This is a genomic window from Cupriavidus sp. 01L46, assembly GCF_056399905.1.
The window spans coordinates 1-22,164 of the sequence record NZ_JBFTSF010000155.1; the positions used below are offsets into that span (position 1 = coordinate 1).

The window sequence follows — 22,164 nt, forward strand, 5'->3', positions numbered from 1 at the left end:
CTCCGACCTCACCGACAAGCAGCGCCAGTTGCTCACGCACATCGAGGCTGCCTCCGGGGCCGCGCGCGAAATGCTCAACACGCTGCTGGACTTCTCCAAGGTGGACGCCGGCGTGATCACCGCCCCTCCGACCTCACCGACAAGCAGCGCCAGTTGCTCACGCACATCGAGGCTGCCTCCGGGGCCGCGCGCGAAATGCTCAACACGCTGCTGGACTTCTCCAAGGTGGACGCCGGCGTKATCACCGCCCGGCCGCGCGCCTTCCGCCTGCAGCCCTTGCTCTACAAGCTGGAGAACGAGTTTGCGCCACAGGCCGACGGCCGCGGCCTGTTCTACCGGACCCGGGATACCACCGCCACGGTGTTCGCCGACCCGACGCTGGTCGAACTGATCCTGCGCAACTTGATCGCCAATGCCATCCGCTATACCGCCCAGGGCGGCGTGCTGGTGGCGTGCCGCCGCCGGGGCGAGCGCACGATGATCGAGGTCTGGGATACCGGGGTCGGCATTCCCGTGACCCAGCATCGCGCGATCTTCAAGGAGTTCCACCAGTTGGGCAATCCGGAGCGGGACCAGCGCAAGGGCCTCGGGCTGGGCCTGGCCATCGTGGAAGGGCTGGCGCGCACCATTTCCACCCGGATTCTGCTGAACTCTCGGCCTGGCCGCGGATCGGTCTTCCGCTTCGCCCTGCCCCTGACCGAGGACCGCACCGAAACCCCGCCCGCCGGGTTGCATCACAAGCCGAGCCTGAAGGGATTGCGCGTGCTGGTGATCGACGACGACCAGGAAATCCGGGTCGCCATGGCAGCGCTGCTGGAGAGCTGGCAATCGGTGTGCCTGGCCGTGGAGTCCGAGGAAGACGCGCTGGCCGCGCTTGGCGCCTTCCGGCCCGACCTGTTGCTGGCCGACTATCGCCTGCGCAGCGAGCGCACCGGCCAGCAAGCCATGATGGCGATCCGCGAGCGGCTAGGACACGCCATTCCCACCGTCATCATCACCGGCGACACCGCCCCGGACCGCCTGCGCAGCGTCCATGCCGGGGGTGCCGCGCTGCTGCACAAGCCAGTTGTGGCGCATCAGTTGCATACAGCCATGACCGCTMTGTTGCGCAATGCCGGCTGGCGACAGGACATCCCTCGGGGCGCCACCGACCGGGCAACACGCGCCGAAGGCTGACGGGCGCCTCTGCTCCGCTCTTATCCCGCCTTGATTCATGCTTTTTTCGTATTAATCAATCCATCCTATTAATTGGACTTAGTGCCAACGCCCACCCACACTGCATCGTGACAGCAGGCACGGGCGTCACCGGCAAGCCGTATTGCTTCCGCTAACGTGCCGCGAGGTTCACCGACCCCAAGCGAGGAGCAATCATGAGCACGCAGCCCCAACTGCCAAGACACGACCTGCTGATCGACGGCAAGCGCCTGCCACCCGGCACCGGGGAGTATTCCACCGATATCAATCCGGCCACCGAGCTCCCGATCGCCCTGGTCGCGCAGGGCAGCGCGTCCGACGTCGACCTGGCCGTGACCGCCGCCCGCGCCGCGCTCAAGGTCTGGTGCGGCCTGCGCGCGGCCGAGCGTGGCCGCATCCTGTACCGCTTTGCCGACCTGCTGGAAGCGAACCAGGAAGAGCTGATCGCGCTGGAAAGCCTGGATGCCGGCAAGCCGCTGGCCGCCGTGCGGCGCCAGGACATGCCGGCGGTGATCGACACCGTGCGCTATTACGCGGGGTGGGCCGACAAGATCAACGGCCAGGTGGTGCCAACCCGCCCCGGCGCGCTGACCTACACCGTGCGCGAGCCGGTGGGCGTGGTCGCCGCCATCGTGCCGTGGAATTTCCCGCTAATGATCGGCATGTGGAAGATCGCCCCTGCGCTGGCCTGCGGCTGCACCCTCATCGTCAAACCCGCCGAGATCACCCCGCTGACCGCGCTGCGCGTGGGCGAGCTGGCACTGCAGGCCGGGTTGCCACCCGGCGTGCTCAATATTGTCACCGGCAAGGGCAGCGTCGTGGGCAACGCGCTGGTGGCCCATCCCGGCATCGACAAGGTGACGTTCACCGGCTCGCCCGGCGTGGGGCGCGGCATCATGCAGGGCGCCGCCGCCAACTTCAAGCGCGTCACGCTGGAGCTCGGCGGYAAGTCCGCCAACCTGATCTTCGCCGACGCCAACGTGGACGCCGCGGTGCGCGCCGCCGCCTCCGGCATCTTCTTCAATGCGGGGCAGGTCTGCTCGGCCGGCTCGCGCATCCTGGCGCAGCGCGAGGTCTATGACGAAGTGGTGGAAAAACTGGCGGCGCGCGCCGCCTCGATCCGCGTGGGAGACCCCGCCGCGCCGGACACCACCATGGGACCGCTGGTGTCGTCCGCGCAGATGAAGACCGTGCTGGACTACGTGGATATCGGCAAGCGCGAAGGCGCCATCGCCGTGACCGGTGGCGAGCGCGTGGGCGGCAAGGGCTACTTCGTGCAGCCCACCGTATTCGCCAACGTCGAGCACGAGATGCGGGTCTCGCAGGAGGAAATTTTCGGACCGGTTGCCAGCGTGATCCGCTTCGAGGATGAAGCCGACGCCGTGCGCATCGCCAACGGCACCGCGTTCAGCCTGGCGGCGGGCGTGTGGAGCGCCGACATCGGCCGCGTGCATCAGGTGGCTGCCGAGCTCAAGGCAGGCACGGTGTGGATCAACACCTATGGCCACACCGACGTGCGCCTGCCCTGGGGCGGGGCCGGCGACTCGGGGCTGGGCAGGGAGCATGGCGACGCTGCCATCGACAACTTCACCGAGCCCAAGGCGATCTGGCTGTCGCTGCGGCAATAGTGGCCAGCCAGCGGCGCGGGCGCGGAGCCGGAGCGCCGGGAGAGCGCTAAGATGGCGGGCATGCAATAACAAACCGTCCCTCAGCGCGCCCAATCTGCGCCCAATCTGCGCCCAATCTGCGCCCAATCCGCGCCACGCCTTTTCATGACCGACAGACGTAGATTCCTGCGCTCGGCGGCTGGCACCGCCGCCGCCGCCGGCACGCTTGGCCTGCTGCCGCCAGCCATCCGCAAGGCACGAGCCATTCCCGCCAATCATCGCGCCGGCAGCCTGCACGATGTCGAGCATATCGTGGTGCTGATGCAGGAAAACCGCGCCTTCGACCATTATTTCGGCGCAATGCGGGGCGTGCGCGGCTTTGCCGACCGCTTCCCTGTGCCGGTGGCCGATGCCCCGGGCCTTGCCGGCAAGACAGTCTGGTACCAGCGCGACGAAAGCCAGCCCGGCGCGCCGGCCACGCTGGCACCCTTCCACCTCGACACCGGGCGCGTGTTCGAGCTGATGCGCGTCACCGGCACGCCACACACCTGGTCGAACACCCAGGACGCCTGGGGCGAAGGCTGCATGCAGCACTGGCCCACCTTCAAGAATGGCCACGCCATGGGCTACTTCGACCAGGCCGACGTGCCCTTCCAGTACGCGCTCGCCGACGCCTTTACCGTGGCCGACGCCTACCATGCGTCGTTTCTCGGGGGCACCAATACCAACCGCTGCTTCCTGTGGAGCGGCACCAACGACCCGCTGGGCAAGGGCAATGGCCCGGCCATCGGCAACACCTACAACAAGCTCGGCGGCGGCAAGCCCGACGGCGGCTATGCCTGGACCACCTATCCCGAGCGGCTGGAAGCCGCCGGCGTGAGCTGGCAGATCTACCAGGACATGGCGAACAACTTCGCGCTCAATGCCACCGCCGGGTTCAAGCGCTATCGTGACGCCTTTCGCGGTGCGCCAGGCGCGCAGGCGACGCTCAAGGACAAGGCGCTCTCCACACGCAGCCTGGGCCTGTTGCGCCAGGACGTGCTCGATGGCCGCCTGCCACAGGTGTCGTGGATCTGCCCTACCCGCCAGGGCTCCGAGCATCCCGGGCCGTCCAGCCCGGCCCAGGGCGCCGCCTACGTCAGCGCCGTGCTCGACGCGCTCACTGCCGACCCGGCGGTGTGGAGCAAGACCGTGCTGCTGCTGATGTTCGATGAGAACGACGGCTTCTTCGACCATRTGCCGCCGCCGGCGGTGCCGTCTTACCTCTCGTGGCACGCGGACCMGGCGCAGGCTGTGCTTGCCGGTGCCTCCACCGTCGACACCCTCGGCGAGTACCACGGCCTGATCACCGGGGTGGAAGCCGACGACCATCCGCGCTACCTGCAACGGCCCTACGGCCTGGGCATGCGCGTGCCGATGGTGGGGATCTCGCCCTGGAGCAAGGGCGGCTGGGTCAACTCCGAAGTGTTCGACCATACGTCGGTGATCCGCTTTATCGAGGCCCGCTTCGGTGTGCACGAGCCCAACATCACGCCATGGCGCCGCGCGGTCTGCGGCGACCTCACGTCGCTATTCGATTTCGCCACGCCAAACCACGCCAGCGTCGTGGCCTCGCTGCCGGCCACCGCCACGCTCGCCGCCCGGGCGGGCGCGCTGCCCGGCACACGTACGCCAGCCATCCCGGCACTGCCCGAATTGCCCAGCCAGGCCAGCGGCACACGCCCGTCGCGGGCCCTGCCGTACGTGCTGCACGCGCAGGCCCTGGCCGATGCCGGCCATGCGGCAGTGCACCTGAGCTTTACCAGCAGCGGCCAGGCAGGGGTGGTATTTCACGTCTACGACCGGCTGCACCTGGACCGTGTGCCGCGCCGCTATACCGTCGAAGCCGGCAAGCGCCTGGCCGGCACCTGGGACACGCGTGCCGACGCGGGACGCTATGACCTCTGGGTGCTCGGCCCCAACGGCTGGCACCGCCATTTCATCGGACCGGCAGGTGGCGCCAGTACCAGTACGGGCCTGGCCCCCGAGATCGAGATCGGCTACGACATCCCCGCGCGAAGCCTGCGCATTGGCTTGCGCAATGACGCGGACCAGCCCTGCACATTCGTGCTTGCCGCCAACGCTTACGTGGATGGCACAGCCAGCAAAGTCACCGTGCCGGCCCGCGCCAGGCACACGCTGGCGTGGCCCGTGGATGCGTCAGGCGGCTGGTATGACTTCACCGTGACGGTAGCCGCCCTGCCCGGCTATGCGCGACGCTGCGCCGGGCGCATGGAGGCGGGTGCGCCATCGGTCAGCGATCCCGCCATGGGCGGCCGTGCCATCGGGGAGCAATGGCGGCCGCCGGGATCCTCCAGCCAGCCAGCGTGAAGACCTTGCCCTGCGCTGCCATTCCTGCGCGGGGCTACATCTTCGGGATGCGCAAGGTCTTGCTGATCATCAGCGAACCGGAGAGCACGAACAGCAGTGCGAGCGGATGCAGGTCCGCAGGGCCGATCGACCACACGCCGCCGTAGAGCGCATCGCCCACCCGGCCCTGCCACGCGCAAAGGGCCAGCACGGCAGTCAGCAGCACGCTGGTGGGAATCGGCGTGCCCTCGAAATACGCCACCTTGCCGCTCCCCTCGGACAAGCTCTCGGCGGTGACATTGAAGCGTGCCAGCCGGCTCACGCCGCAGCAGACGAAGTAGATCAGCGCCGCCATGTCCCAGCCGCCGCGCATGCCCGCGGCAAACGCCAGCGTGGCCGGGCCAACCCCGAAGGAAATGATGTCGGCGAGCGAGTCCAGCTCGCGGCCCAGCGCGGAATGCTGGTGGCGCCAGCGCGCGATGCGCCCGTCCAGCACATCGAAAATGAAGGCCGCGGGCGCCAGCGCCGCCGCCGCCATGAAATGCGCTGGCGAGCCCGAAGCGATGTAGAACATGGCGAAAAACACCGATGCCATGCCGCAGGCGGCGTTGCCCAGTGTGAACAGATCGGCAAGATGCAACTCGCGGATCATGGAGAAATGCTTGGGACGTTCTGGTGTGGATGCCATGGCGGCGGGCTCCTGAATCCTCTGGCTAATCTGGCTAATCTGGCTAGAAATGCAATCCCGCTGCGCGCAGTGCGCCTGCGGTCTGCGCGGCGCTGACGTGATGCACGGCCTGCCAGCCCAGCGCCGTTGCCGCAGCCACATTGGCCGCGTTGTCATCGATGAACAGCAGCTCACCTGGCGCGAGGCCCGGCAGGCTGGCATCGATGCGCGCCTGCATGAGCCGGTAGATGGCCGGGTCCGGCTTGGCCACRCCAACCTCGCCGGACACCAGGATATCGCGGAACCATGACAGGAAATCGCCGATGCGCACGGCATGGGGATAGGTTTCGCTGGACCAGTTGGTCAGGCCGAACAGCGGCACCTGCGCGTCGTGCAGGCGCTGCAGCAGCGCCACGCCATCGGCCAGCGTACCACGCAGCATCTGCGGCCAGCGCCCATAGAACGCGCGGATCAGGCCGGCCTGCGCGGGATGCCGGGCCACCAGGGACTCGGTAGCCTCATGCAGCGGCCTGCCGGCATCCTGGCGGATATTCCACGCTGGCGAGCACACCTCCGACAAGAAGCGGGCGCGCTCCTGTGGATCTGGAATCAATTCGCGATACAGGTATTCCGGGTTCCAGTCGAACAGCACACCACCAAAATCGAACACGACGGCACGGACAGTCACGGTATCTCGTCAGCTGCGTTGAGGACAAGGCTGCATTCTCGCAGAGTCTGCGCCGCGGCCAATATGAGAATTGGCTCAATCCGCGAGCCGGCCCTGGGTTTTACGCTTGGCATCAGCAGTCCATCCGGACCCACATTGCGCCGAGACCTTGGAGACCCATCCATGCGCCTGTTCTTGCCAAAGCTTTTCCTGCACGGCTGCCTGCCGCACATCCTGCCGCGCTGGCTGCCACCCTGCCTGGCCTGGCTCTGCTTTGCCTTGCCCGCCCATGCCGACGCGGGCTATCGCGATCAGGCGCGGGCGCTGCTGGCCCCTCCCAGCGCGCAATGCGGCGCGCCGGCCACGCTGATCGCAAACCTGCGGGACGAAAGCGAGGGCACGCCGTCCATCGGGCGAAGGGTCGCGCTGGAGGCGGTGGTCACGGCCGACTACTCGGGTGCCGACGGCCTCAGCGGCTTCTTCGTGCAGCAGGCCGACGCCCAGCGCCAGCGTCGTCCAGGCGTGTCGGAGGGTATGTTCGTCCATGCGCCGCGCGCAGCTGCGCGGGCGGGCGATCTGGTGCGCGTGCTCGGCACGGTGGAGGAGCGCGCGGGCCAGATGCGGCTAAGGCTGTCCGGCCCCGCCACGGTGTGCGCGGCGGGCCAGGCGGTCACCCCGGAAACCGTCACGCTGCCCACGCCGCACACGGGCTCGCTGGCGGCCTATGAGGGCATGCTGGTGCGGCTGCCGCAGACGCTCACCGTCGGCGAAACCTTCGAACTCGGCCGCTACGGCAGCGTGGTGCTCAGCCTCGGCCGCCTGCCGCTGCCCACCAACGTGGCCTTGCCCGGGGAAGCCGCCGCCGCACAGGCTGCCGCCAATGCGCTCAATCGCCTGGTGCTGGACGATGGCTACAGCCGGCAGAACCCGCCTCGCGTCATCCATCCCGCACCGGGCCTGAGCGCATCGAACACACTGCGTGGCGGGGACTCCGTCGCCAATGTGCGGGGCGTGCTGGAATGGCGCGCAAACGCCTGGCGCATCCAGCCGCTCCCCGGCGCGCCGCTGCCGGCGTTCCAGCCCACCAATCCGCGCACCGGCGCGCCGGCGCGCGCCGCCCACACCGATCTGCGCGTGGCGGCGTTCAATGTCGAGAACTACTTCAACGGCGACGGCCGCGGCGCGGGCTTCGATGACCCCGGCAATCGCGGCGCAAAGACGCCTGCCGAGTTCGCCCGCCAGGAAGCCAAGATCCTGAGCGCGTTGCAAGGCCTGAACGCCGACGTGATCGGCCTGATGGAAATCGAAAACAATGGCCATGGCGAGCTGAGCGCCATCCACCGGCTCGCGGGCAAACTCGGTCCGGACTGGCGCTTCATCCATCCTGGCCGGGAGCAACTGGGCGACGACGTCATCAAGGTCGCCCTGGTCTACAACGCCCGCAAGGTCGAACCCGTCGGCACGCCGGCCACCCTGGCGCTGGGCGCGAGAACCCGCCAGCCGCTGGCCGCCACCTTCCGCCTGCCGGGCCATCCCGCCAAGCTTACGGTGGTGGTGAACCATTTCAAGTCCAAGCGCTGCAACGACGCTCGCGGCGTCAATGCGGACCAGCGCGATGGCCAGAGCTGCTGGAATCCCACGCGCGTGGCGGCGGCCAGCCGCATTGCCGACTGGCTGGCCACCTCGCCCACCGGCGTGCCGGACGATGGCAAGCTGGTGATTGGCGACCTCAACAGCTACGCACAGGAAGACCCGATCCGCCTGCTGGCGGAGCGCGGCTATGCGGACATGATCGCGCGCTTCGCCGAAGCCGGCGCCCCGTCCTACAGCTATGTCTTTGGCGGCGAGGCCGGCTACATCGACCACGCGCTTGCCGATGCGGGGGCGGCKAGCCGCACCCTCGCGGCGCGCCATTGGCACATCAACGCCGACGAGCCGATTTCCCTGGCCTATGCGCTGGCCCACAAGAGCGAGGCGCAGCAGCAATCCTTCTATGCACCCGACGCCTATCGCTCTTCCGACCACGACCCGCTGGTGGTCGACCTTGCCATGCGCGGCGATGGCGTGGCCACGGGCGGCACAGCGGGCACAGCAGGCGCAGCGGGCGCAGACGGTAGCGCGGGAAGTACCAGCACCGACACTGGCACCAGCGGTGGCACCGGCGCGAATGCCAGCAAGGAATCCAACGAGAAGGCGCAAGCCGGCGCTGGCKCCACGGATCCCTGGCTGCTCTGGGCGTTGGCGGGCGCCACGGCGCTCACCGCGTGGCACTKGTTTGTGCGCCGCGTCCCGCCGCGCTGGCGGGCGTGAGCCGCGTGCTTTTCCGGGGCGGCGGAGGGCGGCGGGCAAATGTATGCCAGCCATTCATGCCCCTGTCACCTGCGCTCAATAGCATCACGGACTTTGCAAAACCCGATCCATCGAGCCGCCCCACATGCGCCTGTCCGTCCTTAGTACCGCCCTGCTTGCCATCGCCCTGCCCGCCCATGCCGACCTGATCATCAGCGAGGTCGTGGAAGGAACCTCCAACAACAAGGCCGTCGAACTGTATAACCCGGATGCTACCGCGATCGACCTGTCGCAATACAAGCTCCAGCAGTACAACAACGGCGCCACGGCACCCACCAGCACCTTCACGCTCAGCGGCACGCTGGCCCCCGGCGCGGTCTACGTGATGGCGCATACCAGCATGGCGGCCACACTCGGCAGCCGCCTGAACCAGGTCATCGCATTCACCTTCAACGGCGACGACGCGCTGGTACTGACGCGCGCGGGCACCGTGATCGACCGCTTCGGGCAGGTCGGCGTGCAGCCTGCCGGCGGCGCCTGGGGCACCGGCACCTCCATCACCAAGGACAACACCTTGCGCCGCAAGGCCGGGCTAGTCACCGGCGACAGCGACAGCACCGGGGCCTTCGATCCGGCGCTGCAGTGGGACGGCTTCGGCACCGACGCCTTCGCCGACCTTGGCTACTACAACAACGCACCGGCGCCATTGCCGCCGGTCACCGCGCAGTGCGGCGCCGCAGCCACGCTGATCGCCGATATCCAGGGCGCCGGCGCCACCTCGCCGCTGGCCGGGCAGACGGTCGACGTGGAGGCGGTGGTGACGGCCGACTATCCCGGCACGGATGGCTTTGGCGGCTTTTTCGTCCAGCAGGCGGATGCCCAGCGCCAGAACCGTCCTGGCGTGTCCGAGGGACTGTTCGTGTATGCCCCCTCGACCAGTGCCCGTGCCGGCGACCTGGTCCACCTGGTTGGCAAGGTCGAGGAGAAGTTCGGCCAGACGCAGCTGGCGCTTGCCAGCACCGTGGCGGTTTGTGGCAACGGCCAGACCGTCACCCCGGCGATAGTCACGCTACCCGCGCAGACCGCGCAATCGCTGGCTGCCTTCGAGGGCATGCTGGTGCGGCTGCCGCAATCTCTCACTGTGAGCGAGACTTATGAACTGGGCCGCTACGGCAGCGTGCTGCTGAGCAACGGCCGCCTGCCGCTGCCCACCAATGTGGCGCTGCCCAAGGCCGGCGCGGCCGCGCAGGCCGCGGCCAACGCACTGAACCGCATGGTGCTCGACGACGGCTCGAACAAGCAGAACCCGGCGGTCGTGCCTTTCCCCGCGCCGGGCCTGAGCGCGGCCAACACGCTGCGCGGTGGGTACACCGTCAGCAATGTGCAGGGCGTGCTGGAAATGCGCTTTGGCGGCTGGCGCCTGCAGACCGTGCCCGGCGCACCCGCCCCGGCCTTCCAGGCCACGGCGAACCCGCGCACCAGCGCGCCGGCACGCGCGGCCCAGTCCGATATCCGGGTGGCATCGTTCAACGTGCTGAACTATTTCAACGGCGACGGCAAGGGCGCGGGCTTCGACGACCCGAACAATCGCGGTGCCAAGACGCTGGCGGAGTTCGAGCGCCAGGAAGCCAAGATCGTGGCCGCCCTCAAAGCGCTGAATGCCGATGTCGTTGGCCTGATGGAAATCGAGAACGACGGCTATGGCGAATTCAGCGCCATCCGGCGGCTGGTCGGCAAGCTCGGGTCGGACTGGCGTTTTGTCGACCCGGGCGTGGACAAGCTCGGCGGCGACGCCATCAAGGTCGCCCTGATCTACAACAGCCGCACCGTGGAGCCCGTGGGCGTGCCTGCCACGCTGGCCATCGACGACAAGAACCGCCAGCCCCTGGCCCGCACCTTCCGCCTGCCTGGCCAGACCCGCAAGCTCACGGTGGTGGTCAACCACCTCAAATCCAAGGGCTGCACCGGGTCCACGGGTGCCGACGCCGACCAGGGCGATGGCCAGAGCTGCTGGAACCCGACCCGCCTCGCCGCCGCCGGCAAGATCGCCGACTGGCTTGCCACCTCGCCCACCGGCGTCGCGGATGACGGCAAGCTGCTGATCGGCGACCTCAACAGCTACGCAAAGGAAGACCCGATCCGCCTCTTTGCCGACAAGGGCTACGCCGACATGGTGGCGCGCTTCGTCGGCGCCAGCGCCTATAGCTATGTCTTTGGCGGCGAGGCCGGCTATATCGACCACGCGCTGGCCAATGACGCTGCGGCGAGCCGCATCCGCGCGGTMAGCGAGTGGCATATCAATGCGGATGAGCCCATTGCCCTGGAGTACTCGGTGGCCTTCAAGAGCACGGATCAGCAAACGTCGTTCTACGCACCGGATGCTTACCGTTCGTCCGATCACGACCCGGTGCTGGTAGACCTGGCACTGCGCGACGACAGCCTTGCGCCGGAGGGTGAGCAAGCGGGTACGGGCAACGGCAATGCCGGTGGCGCCACCGCCAGCCAGGGCGGCGACACCGGGACCGGCGCAGCGGACACGTGGATGCTGCTGGTTCTGGCCGGCGCCCTGGCCGCAGCGGCATGGCGCCGCTTTGCCGGCGGCTTTACAGGCGGCGTTGCGCGCCGCTGACATGCACGCTGACAGGCACGTTGACAGGCGGCGCGCCGCCGGCGGGTGGCTGCTGCTGGCGCTGGCGCTGGTCGCGCTCCAGGCTGCCGGGCCTGCGCTGATGCAGGCCCTGCGCTTCGATCGCGAGGCCATGCTCGCGGGTGAAGCATGGCGCCTGCTGAGCTGTCATTTCGTGCATCTCGGCTGGGCACATTGCCTGCTCAACGTGGCGGGGCTGCTGATGCTGGCTGCGCTCCTGCCGGCGCACATGCGCGCCTGGCACGTGGTGCCGCCATTGGCGGCCATGACAGGATTGCTGCTGCTAGCCGGCGAGCCGGAGCTGCTCCGCTATGCGGGCTTCTCCGGCATCAACTACGGGCTTGCCATGGTCGCCCTGCTGCCCCGGGCCCGCCGCGATGGCCTCGCGGCGATGCTGCTGCTCGCGCTGGCGGCGCGCGCGGGCTGGCAGATCCTGGCGGGGCCCGCCGAGGACGCAGGCGCATGGCTGGGCGGCCCGGTCGTGGCCAGCGCCCACCTGTACGGCCTGGCCGCTGGCGCATTGCTGGCCTGGCCACGCCGGGAGGCGCCTGCGATGGCTAGGCGCCGGCCGGATTGTGCCTGATGCTGTTTGCCAGGTAGGCCACGATCAGTACATTGGCGATGGCCAGCCCGATGTGAATCGCGCTGGGATGCACCACCGCCTCGTACAGTTCCACCGGGATGTAGACCGCGCCCGACCATACGCCCAGCCATTTCGCCCACACGCGCTGACGCCACAGGCCGTAGGCCTCCGTGAGGCGCATGGCTGCGTACATCGCGGCGGATCCGCCAATGGCCCACAGGCGCGCGTCGCTCGGATGGGCCATCAGCGACAGGAAGATGGTCGGGTAGCGGCTCCCCGGGTTCAGGTGCAGGCGGGCGACAATGGCCTCGGCCAGCGCCTGCGCGTCCCGGTGCAGCAGCGCAACCAGGCCCAGCCCCACCAGGATCACCAGCACACCCTTGGCAGCCTCGAACAGAGCGATGCTTTTCAGGCCAGCGCCTGTGCCTTGCTTTGCCATCTTGCTTGTCCTCGTCAGCGATAAGGTCAGGATCGTACCCCGGCGCGGCAGGCGGCGGCAAACCGGGCGCGGCACGCTGGTAACATCCCCCTGCCGGCGCCATCCGAGGCCCGCCTGAGGTTGCTCCATGAATCCCGAACACCTGCCACTCCTGCTCACCCGCACCATGCCCTATGGCAAGTACAAGGGCCGCGCCATCGCCAGCCTGCCGGGCACCTACCTGAACTGGTTCGCGCGCGAAGGCTTTCCGCCGGGMGAGATCGGCCAGCTGCTGGCCCTGATGCACGAACTCGACCACAACGGCCTGACCAGCCTGCTGGATCCGCTGCGCGGGCGCTATCGGCCCCAGGCGTAGCTCCCCGGAGCGCTGCGGGCCTCAGCCCGCGACGATCCGATGTATCGACCGCCCCGTGGCATCCACCGCCACCGTGGCAGGCATGTCCTCCACCTCGAACTCATAGATGGCCTCCATCCCCAGTTCCGCGAAGGCCAGCACGCGTGCCTTGCGGATCGCCCGGGAGATCAGGTAGGCCGCGCCACCCACCGCGATCAGGTAGGCCGCGCCGTGGCGGCGGATGGCCTCGATGGCCACTGGCCCGCGCTCGGCCTTGCCGATCATCACCAGCAAGCCCGTCTGCTCCAGCAACTGCGGCACGAACTTGTCCATGCGCGTAGCCGTGGTCGGCCCTGCCGGGCCTACCGCTTCGTCGCCCACGGCGTCGACCGGCCCCACATAGTAGATCGCGCGATTGCGCAGCGGCACCGGCAGCGGCTCGCCCGCATCCAGCATGGCTACCAGCCGTTTGTGCGCGGCATCGCGCGCCGTCAGCAGGCGGCCGCGCAGCCGCAAGGTCTCGCCAACCTGCCATTGCGCCACCTCCGCGGCATCCAGGTTGTCCAGGTCGACCACGCGGCCGGGCTTGGCGGCCAACGCGCCGGGAATGCCATCCCAGGTGCCGGCAGGCGGCGGCTCCAGCCGCGCGGGGCCTGAGCCATCCAGCTCCAGCGTGACAAAACGCGTGGCCGCGCAATTGGGAATCAGCGCCACCGGCAGCGTCGCAGCGTGACACGGCAGCGCGGCCACCTTGACATCCAGCACGGTGGCCAGCCCGCCCAGCCCCTGCGCACCGATGCCGAGCGCGTTGATGCGCTCGAACAGTTCCAGCCGCAGCCGCTCGGTGTCGTTCGCGGGCCCCTTGTCGCGCAGCGCATGGATGTCGATGGGGCTGAACAACGCGCGCTTGGCCGCCAGCATGGCCTGCTCCGGCGTGCCGCCCACCCCAACGCCAAGCACACCGGGCGGGCACCAGCCAGCGCCCATCTGCGGGATGGCGGCGAGGACCCAGTCGACCAGCGAATCGCTTGGGTTGAGCGTGGCGAACTTCGCCTTCACGTCGCCGCCGCCGCCCTTGGCCACCACCGTCATCTTGATGGTGTTGCCGGGCACCAGTTCCAGTTGCAGGAAGCCCGGGGTGTTGTCGCCGGTGTTGCGCCGCTCCCCCAGTGCCGAGCCGACCATGGTGGCGCGCAGCGGATTGGCGCTGTGCGTGTAGCCCCGGCGCACGGCGGCGTCCACCATCTGCTGCACGGACAGCTTTGCTGCGCCATCGCGCGCCGCAAAGCGCACGTCCATGCCCACGGTCATGAAAACCTGCGCCACGCCGGTGTCCTGGCAGATCGGCCGGTGCGCCTCGGCGCTCATGCGGCTGTTGACCAGCAACTGCTCGATGGCATCGCGCGCCGCGCCAGCGGGCTCGGCGGCAAAGGCGCGCTTGAGCGCCTGCACGAAATCGGCGGGATGGTAGTAGCTGACGTACTGCAGCGCGTCGGCAATGGTGTCGACGACGTCTTCCTGGAAGATCACGGTCATGGCGGGGTGGGCGCAGCAAGCGGACCAGCGGCTGCGCGAATCAATTATGTCTATACATAATGACACGCCCCGCCACCGGAAAGCAAATCCCTTGACTCCCCGTTTCCAGACGAGCTCCGGACCGGCGAAGCTCAGCCCTGACGCTGCAGCACCGTCGAATACGTGAAGCGATCGGCCGGATGCAAGCTCACCACCACTTCGAACAACCGGTCCGACTGGTCGAAATACCGCCGCACGAATTCCAGCGCATGGGCATCGGGCGCGGTGCCCAGCACGTCCGCGAGCGCGGCGGGCACGCCCACCGCGCGCACGGTCTGGCGCACTTCCTTGACCAGGCGCCCGGTGGTCTTGCCGACCATCTCGCTGATCAGGTTGGGATCCGTCTTGAGCAGCTTGCGGATCTTGCTGCCGTCAGCCGCCATCACGTAGATATCGGACCACGATAACGGGTGGGCTGGCGCTTCGGGGTTGGTGCGGGAGGATTCTGCTGCGCGGCGCGGCGGCTTCCACCCGGGTGCCGGCGCGCTTTTTGCGCGAGACCAGGCCTAGCTCCTGGATGCGCATCAGCGCCACCCGCACGGTGCCCCGGCTGACGCCGTGCTTTTCGGCCAGCTCCAGTTCGCCCGGCAGGCTTGACCCGACCGGATAGACCCCGCTCGTGATGTCGTGAATAAGTGCCTTGGTCAACTCGGCGTGGCGTGGCTCCATGGGTTCCCTGAATGATCGATCGATGTGCCTGAGGCGTAGCAGATGCTAGCGCCTGGCGGCCCGCAAGCCAAGCGTAAAGGGTAAACGAGATGTGGATCCGGCTTGACGGTCGCTGGCCAGATTCCTAATATATGTTCAAACATATTTCTTAGATGTACATATAAGCAGTACCGGTCATCTCAGAACAACCGATACCACCTTGATGATGGAGACAACAATGACCAAGCAACTGGGCGCCGCCCTGGCCCTGCTAGCCCTGTCCACCAGCGCGCTGGCGCAAAGCTACCCCGCCCGCCCGGTCACGTGGATCGTGCCTTTCGCGGCCGGCGGCCCCACCGACGCGCTTGCCCGCAATATCGCGGACCGCGTCGGGCGCGATCTGGGCCAGCCGGTGCTGATCGAGAACCAGGCCGGCGCCGGCGGCACCATCGGCGCGGGCAAGGCGGCAAAGGCCGCGCCCGATGGCTACACCTTCCTGGTCGGGCATATGGGCTATATGGCCGCGGCGCCGTCGCTATACAAGAAGCTGTCCTATGACCCGGTCAAGGACTTCGAGGGCGTGTTCCGCTTCCCCGATACGCCGCTGGTGCTGCTGGTCGGCGCGAACTCGAAGTTCAAGACCGTGCAGGACCTGGTCGCCTTTGCCAGCGCCAATCCGGGCAAGCTCAACTTCGGCAACGCGGGCGTGGGCTCCACCTCGCATCTGGTCGCCGCCATGTTCGCCCAGCAGGCCAGGATCAAGGTGACCCCGGTGTCGTACAAAGGCGCCGGCCCGGCCCTGACCGATGTCATGGGCGGGCAGGTGGATGGCATGTTCGACCAGACCAACACCGCCCTGCCGCAAGTCAAGGGCGGCAAGGTCGTCGCCATCGCGCAGACGGCGAAGCAGCGCGTGCCGCAGTTCCCCAACGTGCCCACCGTGGCGGAAACCGTGATGCCGAACTTCGAGGCATCCACCTGGTATGGCCTGTATGCGCCGAAGGGCACGCCCAAGGACGTCATCGCGCGCAACTACGCCGCGTTCGCCAAGGCCATCGCCGACCCGGAGTTTGCGAAGAAGCTCGCCGACCAGGGCATCCAGCTGCTGCCGGACGCCGCCTACAAACCCGCCGCGCTGAACCACCACACCGCGGCCGAAGTGGCCAAGTGGAAGGCCGTGATCAGCACGGCGGACATCAAGCTGGATTAGGCATGCGGCATTGACCAGGCGCCTCGGGCCGCGCCTGCTTTTGGTAGTACGATATCGCCCTTGCACGCGTTGCCGTGTTGTCGGGAGAGAGTTTTGCCATCAGTGGATCGCCGCAGCGCCGGCACATCGCGCGCCCGGGCCAGGACCGAAGAACCATCGCAGAATGAGCTGGCCTACAACGGCCTGCGGGAGCGGCTGACCACACTGGTCTACCGCCCCGGCGAGCACCTCAACATCTCCACCCTGGTCGACGATCTTGACCTCGGCCGCACGCCCATCAACCAGGCGCTGCACCGGCTGGCCAACGAAGGGCTGGTCCAGATCCTGCCACGCAAGGGCGTGGTGGTCTCGCCACTGTCCATCGACGATGCGCTGCACCTGATCGACGTGCGCCTGGCCAACGAAACGCTGTGCGCCAGGCTGGCTGCCGAGCGCATCACCGCCGCCGGCCTGCGCAAGCTCGAAAGCCTGCTGAGCCAGGTGGAAGACGCCGTGGCGCAGCGCAACCTGCCCGAGGTGACCAACCTGGACCGCCTGTTCCACGAGGAAATCGCGCAGGTCTCGGACAACCCGATCCTCATCGAAATCCTCAAGGTGCTGCACGCGCGCTCACAGCGCTTCTGGGCCATTTCGCTGTCGTCCGAAGGGCACCTGGCCGAGGTCGGCGCCGAGCACCGTGCCATCCTGAAGGCGCTGCGCGACGGCGACGGCGCGGCAGCGGCCAACGCGGTCACGGCCCATGTGCTTTCCTTTCGCCAGGCGCTGCTGCAAGGCCGCCGCGAAACGGTCTTCGCGACGGCGCTCGAGGGCTAGCCGGATCAGCTTTCGAGCGGCTTCTTCGCGGTTTCCCGCGCCACCAGCAGCGCCGCCAGCGTCAGCGCCACGGCGGCGCTGACATACAGCGAGATCGCCAGCGTCGAGCCATACGACTTGTAAAGGCTGGCGATGATCAGCGGCGCAAAGCCGCCGCCCACGATGCCCGCCAGCGTATAGGCCAGCGAGGACCCGGCGTAGCGCACCCGCGTGGGGAACYGCTCGGTCACGAAGGCCGCCTGCGGGCCGTACATCATGGCGTGGATGATCAGCCCGACCACCACCGCGGCGCAGATCTGCAGCGGCTGCGCGCTGTCCATCAGGCGGAAGAACACAAAGGCCCACACCACGGCCAGCAAGGCCCCGGCTATGTACACCGGGCGGCGGCCGAGCTTGTCCGACAGGCTGCCGAACAAGGGCACCGCGATGGCGTTGCACGCCGCGCCGATCATGGTCGCGGTCAGCGCCAGCGGCCGGGACAGGTGCAGCACGCTGGTCACGTAGGTCAGCGTGAAGACCACCACCAGCGCATAGAGCACGTCGGAGCCGATGCGCACGCCACCGGCCACCAGCAGGCGCCGCCAGTGATCCACGAACACTTCCTTGATCGGCGTCTTGGCCGTGCTCTTGCGCGCTTCCATCTCCTTGAACAGCGGGGTTTCCTCAACGCCCTTGCGCAGCCACAGCCCGAACAGCACCAGCAGCACGCTCGACAGGAACGGAATGCGCCAGCCCCACGCCTGGAAATCCTCCGGGCTCAGCCACAGCGATACCACGGCGATAAAGCCGGTGCCCAGCAGCGTGCCGCACGACGGCCCCACCTGCGTGAACGACGCGTTGCGCCCGCGCTGGTGCTGCGCGCCGTGCTCCATCGACAGCAAGACCGCGCCAGCCCATTCGCCGCCGATCGCCGCCCCTTGCAGGAAGCGCAGCGCCACCAGCAGGATCGGGCTCCAGATGCCCCACGACATGTAAGTGGGCAGCAAGCCMATCAGCCCCGTGGCCACGCCCATCAGGATCAGCGTGGCGACCAGCACGAAGCGCCGGCCGAGCTTGTCGCCCAGATGCCCGAACAGCACGCCGCCAAGCGGGCGCGAGACATAGCCCACCGCATAGGTGGAAAACGCCAGGATCGTGCCCGTGAGCGGATCGAACGAGGGGAAGAACACCGCGTTGAACACCAACGCGGCCATCAGGTTGTAGACGGTGAAGTCGTACCACTCCAGCGTGGTGCCGATGGTGCTGGCCGCGGCCAGCCGGCCCATCCTGGGCTTGGCGGCGTGCGTGGCCGCATCGAGCGTGCCTGCGGCGCCCTGCGCGGTGGAAATCGTGCTGGCGTTGGTCATCACGCCACCTCCCCGGAGAAGAGCTTCCATTTCAGTGCGTAGCGCGCAGACTGCTGCATCGATGCGCCAAGGCGCTTTGCCGCTTCCTGCAGTGCCTGCTCGTTCGCGGCTTCGGCGCTGCTCTCGATCACCAGGATGGGCAGCAGTTGCCGGTCGGTCAGGCTCTCCTTGGGCAACGGCTGGCTTAGCTCGGCGTCGGGCATCAGCAGGTAGGACTGGACAAAGCCAGGCTGCGCGGACAGTTGCCCGCCGACCTCGCCCGCCAGGTCGACCAGTGCCAGCGGATCCTCCGGTTGCGCCAGCGGCAGCACGGCAATCCAGCTGCCGCTGCCCTGCCCGACCGTGGCGGTGACTTCGCTCACGCGGCGCATCGGCTGGCGCATGCGGTCCAGGTTGGCCACCGACCACGGCGTCTGGCGGCGAAAGGCCGCCTTGTAGGCCGCGGAGGTGAAAGCACCGAGCGACTCGGTGCGATACAGGCCGAGATACTTGGGGCCGCCCTGCACGGCTTCATAGCGCGCGGCAGAGATGAAGCCTTCGATGCGGGCGCGCTCTTCCACGTGCTCGCGGTCGTACCATTGATTGAAATCGGCTTCGTCGGCCGCATCCACATTCGACGCGACAAACAACATGCCCTGCGGGGCCATGCCTGCCACGCTCTCTATCGCCAAACTTTCAGTCGCGAACATCTCGCTCATCAAACTCTCCGGTTGCCACGCCAATACAAAGCGGTGAGTTGATGATCGGCGCGATCGCCGCGCGCGACAAACGGGTTTTTCTTGGTGTTTCCGATCAGTTTTTCTGTTCGATCCGGCTGCGTTCGCGCACCAGCTTAGCGCGCGGCCATGCCTCACTCCGGCGCAAACGGTGCAGGCAGCGAACGCACAAAGCGATCCGATTCGCGGCAAGCCAGATCCGCCACCAGGCGAATCGCCTCCGACGCCGCATGGTCGAGATGGCTCACTACCAGCCGTTGGTGCGGCAGCGGCACATCGCAGCAGATCACGCGCAACTCGCCGCGCTCCACCTCTTCACGCACCGGCGCCAGCGGCATCAGCGCATTGCCAAAGCCCGCCTTCACCAGCCGCACGATGGCCGCGATGGAGCTCACGCAGTGCACCTTGCCAACGGGTAGCCCGGCCTTGCGGTACAACTCCTTGAGCGCCACGTGCGGCTGCGAGCCCGGGCTCATGGTGATGGTCGGGTGCTGCAGCAGCGTGGCCAGTTTCCCTTCATCGGGCTGCGCCGCGCCGGGCGGCCCGACCCACCCGATCGCCATCGGCAGGCACGGCGTGCTGGTGATGCCCTCGCCCACCGCGGGGTCCGTCTGCAAGGCGATATCGATGCCGCCGGCGCGCAAGGTCTTGTGCAGCCCTTCCGTGGTCTCTGAGGTGATCTGCACCTCGATGCCCGGATAGGATGATTGCAGGTGCCGCAGGAAGTCGACCAGCCAGGTATGCACCACGCTCTCGATGGCGCCGATGCGCACCAGCCCCAGCAGCTCATGGCCGGCGCGCCCCAGCACCATGATCTCCCGCTGCAGCTCCAGCAGCCGCTCGCCGTAGCCAAGCAGGCGCAATCCCACCGGCGTGAGCCGCAGGTCCCGCGCCTCGCGCTCGAATACGCGCGCGCCAATCTCCTGCTCCAGCGAGGCAATGCGATTGGACATGGCGGCCTGGGTGATGTGCAGCTTCTCGGCCGCCGCGCGAAAGCTGCCTAGCCGCGCCACCCACATGAAGGCTTCGACAAAGCGCGTATTCATGGCGCCGGGCCTCCGCACGCACCGCACGCACCGCACTCACCGCACCCACCGCACCCACAGCACCACACCCGCGCCCCGCCGCAGTGCGCGCGGCACGTCAAATCGGCTCCTGGCCAGCGCTGGCCAGACTCGCTACTTGCATTTTGCCCGCCTTGTGAAATTTCACAGTATTAACAGCGGATTTTAAGCAATATCCGCGCCAGTGCTGTAGTGGGATTCCCTAGCTTGCTTTCATGCCTTGCGGCTGCAGCAAGCGCCCCTCTGACGAAGGGTGGCGTTTGCYGAGGCCGAGCGGGCACAAGCCAGTGCCGGAGGGTGGCCGGATTCCCCGTCAACGTGAGCTTTATTGATCACCTCGAAGCGATACAATGCCGCGTCCGCATTGCCCGCGACAGCAACAACGGCAGCAATGGCGGCAGCAAGAGCGACAGCAAAATGAACGAGGTCAAATCAAAGCAACGTCCCGTCCCGCAACCGCCGCCCGCCGAAGCCGCCAACGGCGCCCGCTGGGTCAAGCCCTTTGCCCTGGTTGCCGCCACGCTGGCGGTGCTGCAATTCGGCCTGCTGGTGGGACGCTACAACAGCGGCAACGCCGCACTGCCGGCGCACGGCGGCAGCACGCCCCCCCCCAGATCGACAGCAGCAGCAGCGATGGCGGCAGCAACCTGCACGCACAGTTTCACCCGGAAGCCACCGAGGCCCAGATCCGGGCCTGGCTGCTGCGCGAAGGCCTGCAAATCGTCGACGGACCGGACGCCGCAAACCGCTACACCCTGCACGCCGGCGATGCGCAGCGCACGCTGCCGGTGCCCGGCCCCGGCAATCCGCTGGCTCGGCGCGATCCCTGAGCGCGTCTAGTGGGCGGGGGCGCCCGCAGGCAAGTCCAGCCGCCCGGCCAGGTCCGTCAGCGCCGCCGCGCACGAGGCATCCACCTTCAACGCCAGCAGCGCATCGGCACGGGTCTGGCCAAGATTGATGGCCGCCACCGGCTTGCCCAGCTTTTCCGCCGCCAGGCAGAAGCGGTAACCGGAGAACACCGTGAGCGACGAGCCGATCACCAGCAAGGCATCTGACTCATCCAGCGCCTGCAGGGACGCATCCACGCGCTCGCGCGGCACCGACTCCCCGAAGAACACCACGTCGGGCTTGAGCACGCCGCCGCAATGCCCGCACACGGGAATATGCACGGCCTCGAAGCTGGCCAGCTCCAGGTGCGCATCGCCGTCGGAAGCCGGCAGCGCGCGCAGTTCGGCTAGCGCCGGGTTGTCCGCCTCGAGCTGCGCCTGCAGCGAGGCGCGCGGGCGGCGCGTGCCGCATTGCAGGCAGATCACGCTGCCCACATGGCCATGCAGCTCGATCACGCCGGTGCTGCCAGCGCGCTGGTGCAGGCCGTCCACGTTCTGGGTGACAAGCTGGCGCACATAGCCTGCCGCTTGCAGCTGAGCCAGCGCGAAGTGCGCGGCGTTGGGCTGTGCGTTGGCAAGCACCGGCCAGCCCAGCATGCTGCGCGCCCAGTAACGCTGGCGCACCGCATGCGAGCGAAAAAAATCCTGCGCCTGCACGGGCGGCGTGCGCTGCCAGGTGCCCTGCGCGTCACGGTAGCCGGGAATGCCGGAATCGGTGCTGATGCCAGCCCCGGTCAGCACCAGCAGGCGCGGATGGTCCCGCACGAACGCGTGGAGATCAGCCAGCATATTCCGGTCGGCGACGGTCAAGGCAGGCTCCTCGTGAGGTACGTGTCTGGTGCTTGTGGCGTGCCAGCCGGGTCAGAAGCTGGGACCACCCGCGCCGGCATCGGCCGTCTGGCCGGCAAGCGCCAGCCAAGCCTTGAGCTCGGCGCGGTACTGCTCCATCGCCGCGGCGTGCAGGTCGAAGATGCAGGGATCGCAGCCATTGCCGCAGCAATCATTGATATCCGGCGTGGGCGGCGCCACAGGCTTGGGCGGCAATGCTTGCGCTGCCGGCTCCGGCGTAGCTGCCGCTTCTGGGGTGCGTCCTGCAGGGGACGCCAGGTTTTCTACCGACACCATCGAC

20 protein-coding genes and 1 pseudogene are annotated in these 22,164 nt (G+C 68.0%); 10 read left to right on the top strand and 11 right to left on the bottom strand.

Annotated elements, in window-relative coordinates; translation table 11 throughout:
- Positions 1-66 precede the first annotated feature (66 nt).
- From AC1DS3_RS23955 to AC1DS3_RS23965, 3 genes and pseudogenes are all read left to right on the top strand, one after another.
- Positions 67-1,176, top strand: a pseudogene (locus tag AC1DS3_RS23955) (ATP-binding response regulator); the annotation flags it as partial.
- A 194-nt stretch (positions 1,177-1,370) separates the two neighbouring features.
- Positions 1,371-2,822: an aldehyde dehydrogenase family protein gene (locus AC1DS3_RS23960; RefSeq protein WP_441635884.1), complete on the top strand. Its 1,452-nt coding sequence runs from the start codon at positions 1,371-1,373 to the stop codon at positions 2,820-2,822.
- A gap of 144 nt (positions 2,823-2,966) precedes the next feature.
- Positions 2,967-5,171, top strand: a complete 2,205-nt coding sequence (locus AC1DS3_RS23965; protein WP_477128101.1) for a phosphocholine-specific phospholipase C — start codon at positions 2,967-2,969, stop codon at positions 5,169-5,171.
- A 34-nt stretch (positions 5,172-5,205) separates the two neighbouring features.
- Here AC1DS3_RS23965 and AC1DS3_RS23970 read toward each other — a convergent pair whose 3' ends face one another.
- Complete coding sequence (locus tag AC1DS3_RS23970) at positions 5,206-5,838, bottom strand: CDP-alcohol phosphatidyltransferase family protein (protein ID WP_441635888.1); 633 nt, start codon at positions 5,836-5,838, stop codon at positions 5,206-5,208.
- A gap of 43 nt (positions 5,839-5,881) precedes the next feature.
- Positions 5,882-6,505 (bottom strand): HAD family hydrolase, encoded by a 624-nt coding sequence (locus AC1DS3_RS23975; protein WP_441635890.1) that lies wholly within the window; start codon positions 6,503-6,505, stop codon positions 5,882-5,884.
- Between the two features lie 162 nt (positions 6,506-6,667).
- Between AC1DS3_RS23975 and AC1DS3_RS23980 the strand changes: the two genes are divergently transcribed.
- The 3 genes from AC1DS3_RS23980 to rrtA all read left to right on the top strand — a co-directional run bounded on the left by AC1DS3_RS23980 (position 6,668) and on the right by rrtA (position 12,003).
- Entirely contained in the window at positions 6,668-8,794 is a 2,127-nt protein-coding gene (locus tag AC1DS3_RS23980) for an ExeM/NucH family extracellular endonuclease (protein WP_477128102.1), read from the top strand.
- Positions 8,795-8,918: 124 nt separating this feature from the next.
- The gene (locus AC1DS3_RS23985) at positions 8,919-11,402 is read left to right on the top strand and encodes an ExeM/NucH family extracellular endonuclease (RefSeq protein ID WP_477109196.1); all 2,484 of its coding nucleotides are present in this window, start codon (positions 8,919-8,921) and stop codon (positions 11,400-11,402) included.
- A 1-nt stretch (position 11,403) separates the two neighbouring features.
- Complete coding sequence (gene rrtA, locus AC1DS3_RS23990) at positions 11,404-12,003, top strand: rhombosortase (protein WP_441635896.1); 600 nt, start codon at positions 11,404-11,406, stop codon at positions 12,001-12,003.
- Here the strand turns inward: rrtA and AC1DS3_RS23995 are convergent.
- Positions 11,978-12,442, bottom strand: coding sequence for a DUF2127 domain-containing protein (locus AC1DS3_RS23995; protein WP_441635898.1), 465 nt, complete (start codon positions 12,440-12,442; stop codon positions 11,978-11,980). The two genes, rrtA and AC1DS3_RS23995, sit on opposite strands and share 26 nt — an antisense overlap.
- Positions 12,443-12,569: 127 nt before the next feature.
- Here AC1DS3_RS23995 and AC1DS3_RS24000 point away from each other — a divergent pair, with 127 nt between their 5' ends.
- On the top strand, positions 12,570-12,797 hold the full coding sequence (locus AC1DS3_RS24000; protein WP_441635900.1) for a DUF3820 family protein: 228 nt from the start codon (positions 12,570-12,572) through the stop codon (positions 12,795-12,797).
- A gap of 21 nt (positions 12,798-12,818) precedes the next feature.
- Here the strand turns inward: AC1DS3_RS24000 and AC1DS3_RS24005 are convergent, their stop codons facing one another.
- From AC1DS3_RS24005 to AC1DS3_RS24015, 3 genes are all read right to left on the bottom strand, one after another.
- Complete coding sequence (locus AC1DS3_RS24005) at positions 12,819-14,312, bottom strand: fumarate hydratase (protein WP_441635902.1); 1,494 nt, start codon at positions 14,310-14,312, stop codon at positions 12,819-12,821.
- Positions 14,313-14,443: 131 nt separating this feature from the next.
- Positions 14,444-14,734 carry a UTRA domain-containing protein gene (locus AC1DS3_RS24010; protein ID WP_477128108.1) on the bottom strand — a complete coding sequence of 97 codons (291 nt, stop codon included), beginning with the start codon at positions 14,732-14,734 and terminating at the stop codon, positions 14,444-14,446.
- Positions 14,724-15,020, bottom strand: coding sequence for a GntR family transcriptional regulator (locus AC1DS3_RS24015; RefSeq protein ID WP_477128103.1), 297 nt, complete (start codon positions 15,018-15,020; stop codon positions 14,724-14,726). Before AC1DS3_RS24015 ends, AC1DS3_RS24010 begins: the two co-directional genes overlap by 11 nt.
- Positions 15,021-15,237: 217 nt before the next feature.
- On the opposite strand from AC1DS3_RS24015, the gene AC1DS3_RS24020 reads away from it, so the two are divergent.
- Positions 15,238-16,209: a tripartite tricarboxylate transporter substrate-binding protein gene (locus AC1DS3_RS24020; protein WP_441635906.1), complete on the top strand. Its 972-nt coding sequence runs from the start codon at positions 15,238-15,240 to the stop codon at positions 16,207-16,209.
- A gap of 102 nt (positions 16,210-16,311) precedes the next feature.
- Positions 16,312-17,022, top strand: a complete 711-nt coding sequence (locus AC1DS3_RS24025; RefSeq protein ID WP_441636052.1) for a GntR family transcriptional regulator — start codon at positions 16,312-16,314, stop codon at positions 17,020-17,022.
- A 5-nt stretch (positions 17,023-17,027) separates the two neighbouring features.
- On the opposite strand, the gene AC1DS3_RS24030 is transcribed toward AC1DS3_RS24025, so the two are convergent.
- The 3 genes from AC1DS3_RS24030 to AC1DS3_RS24040 all read right to left on the bottom strand — a co-directional run bounded on the left by AC1DS3_RS24030 (position 17,028) and on the right by AC1DS3_RS24040 (position 20,130).
- Positions 17,028-18,287 (bottom strand): MFS transporter, encoded by a 1,260-nt coding sequence (locus AC1DS3_RS24030; RefSeq protein ID WP_477128109.1) that lies wholly within the window; start codon positions 18,285-18,287, stop codon positions 17,028-17,030.
- An 80-nt stretch (positions 18,288-18,367) separates the two neighbouring features.
- Positions 18,368-19,066: a hypothetical protein gene (locus AC1DS3_RS24035; RefSeq protein ID WP_441635908.1), complete on the bottom strand. Its 699-nt coding sequence runs from the start codon at positions 19,064-19,066 to the stop codon at positions 18,368-18,370.
- Positions 19,067-19,218: 152 nt separating this feature from the next.
- Positions 19,219-20,130: a LysR family transcriptional regulator gene (locus AC1DS3_RS24040; protein ID WP_441635910.1), complete on the bottom strand. Its 912-nt coding sequence runs from the start codon at positions 20,128-20,130 to the stop codon at positions 19,219-19,221.
- 315 nt (positions 20,131-20,445) lie between these two features.
- Here AC1DS3_RS24040 and AC1DS3_RS24045 point away from each other — a divergent pair, with 315 nt between their 5' ends.
- Positions 20,446-20,988, top strand: coding sequence for a hypothetical protein (locus tag AC1DS3_RS24045; protein ID WP_477128104.1), 543 nt, complete (start codon positions 20,446-20,448; stop codon positions 20,986-20,988).
- Here the strand turns inward: AC1DS3_RS24045 and AC1DS3_RS24050 are convergent.
- Together AC1DS3_RS24050 and AC1DS3_RS24055 are read right to left on the bottom strand one after the other, a co-directional pair.
- Entirely contained in the window at positions 20,985-21,845 is an 861-nt protein-coding gene (locus AC1DS3_RS24050; RefSeq protein ID WP_441635914.1) for an NAD-dependent protein deacetylase, read from the bottom strand. The two genes, AC1DS3_RS24045 and AC1DS3_RS24050, sit on opposite strands and share 4 nt — an antisense overlap.
- A gap of 51 nt (positions 21,846-21,896) precedes the next feature.
- Positions 21,897-22,160, bottom strand: coding sequence for an oxidoreductase-like domain-containing protein (locus AC1DS3_RS24055; RefSeq protein WP_441635916.1), 264 nt, complete (start codon positions 22,158-22,160; stop codon positions 21,897-21,899).
- Positions 22,161-22,164 lie beyond the last annotated feature (4 nt).

What these genes read in the sequence shown, in the direction of transcription:
- AC1DS3_RS23970 (WP_441635888.1), bottom strand. Translation starts at nt 5,838, where the DNA reads ATGGCATCCACACCAGAACGTCCCAAGCATTTCTCCATGATCCGCGAG.
- rrtA (WP_441635896.1), top strand. Translation starts at nt 11,404, where the DNA reads ATGCACGCTGACAGGCACGTTGACAGGCGGCGCGCCGCCGGCGGGTGG.
- AC1DS3_RS23995 (WP_441635898.1), bottom strand. Translation starts at nt 12,442, where the DNA reads ATGGCAAAGCAAGGCACAGGCGCTGGCCTGAAAAGCATCGCTCTGTTC.
- AC1DS3_RS24005 (WP_441635902.1), bottom strand. Translation starts at nt 14,312, where the DNA reads ATGACCGTGATCTTCCAGGAAGACGTCGTCGACACCATTGCCGACGCG.
- AC1DS3_RS24010 (WP_477128108.1), bottom strand. Translation starts at nt 14,734, where the DNA reads ATGGCGGCTGACGGCAGCAAGATCCGCAAGCTGCTCAAGACGGATCCC.
- AC1DS3_RS24015 (WP_477128103.1), bottom strand. Translation starts at nt 15,020, where the DNA reads ATGGAGCCACGCCACGCCGAGTTGACCAAGGCACTTATTCACGACATC.
- AC1DS3_RS24020 (WP_441635906.1), top strand. Translation starts at nt 15,238, where the DNA reads ATGACCAAGCAACTGGGCGCCGCCCTGGCCCTGCTAGCCCTGTCCACC.
- AC1DS3_RS24035 (WP_441635908.1), bottom strand. Translation starts at nt 19,066, where the DNA reads ATGAGCGAGATGTTCGCGACTGAAAGTTTGGCGATAGAGAGCGTGGCA.
- AC1DS3_RS24040 (WP_441635910.1), bottom strand. Translation starts at nt 20,130, where the DNA reads ATGAATACGCGCTTTGTCGAAGCCTTCATGTGGGTGGCGCGGCTAGGC.
- AC1DS3_RS24055 (WP_441635916.1), bottom strand. Translation starts at nt 22,160, where the DNA reads ATGGTGTCGGTAGAAAACCTGGCGTCCCCTGCAGGACGCACCCCAGAA.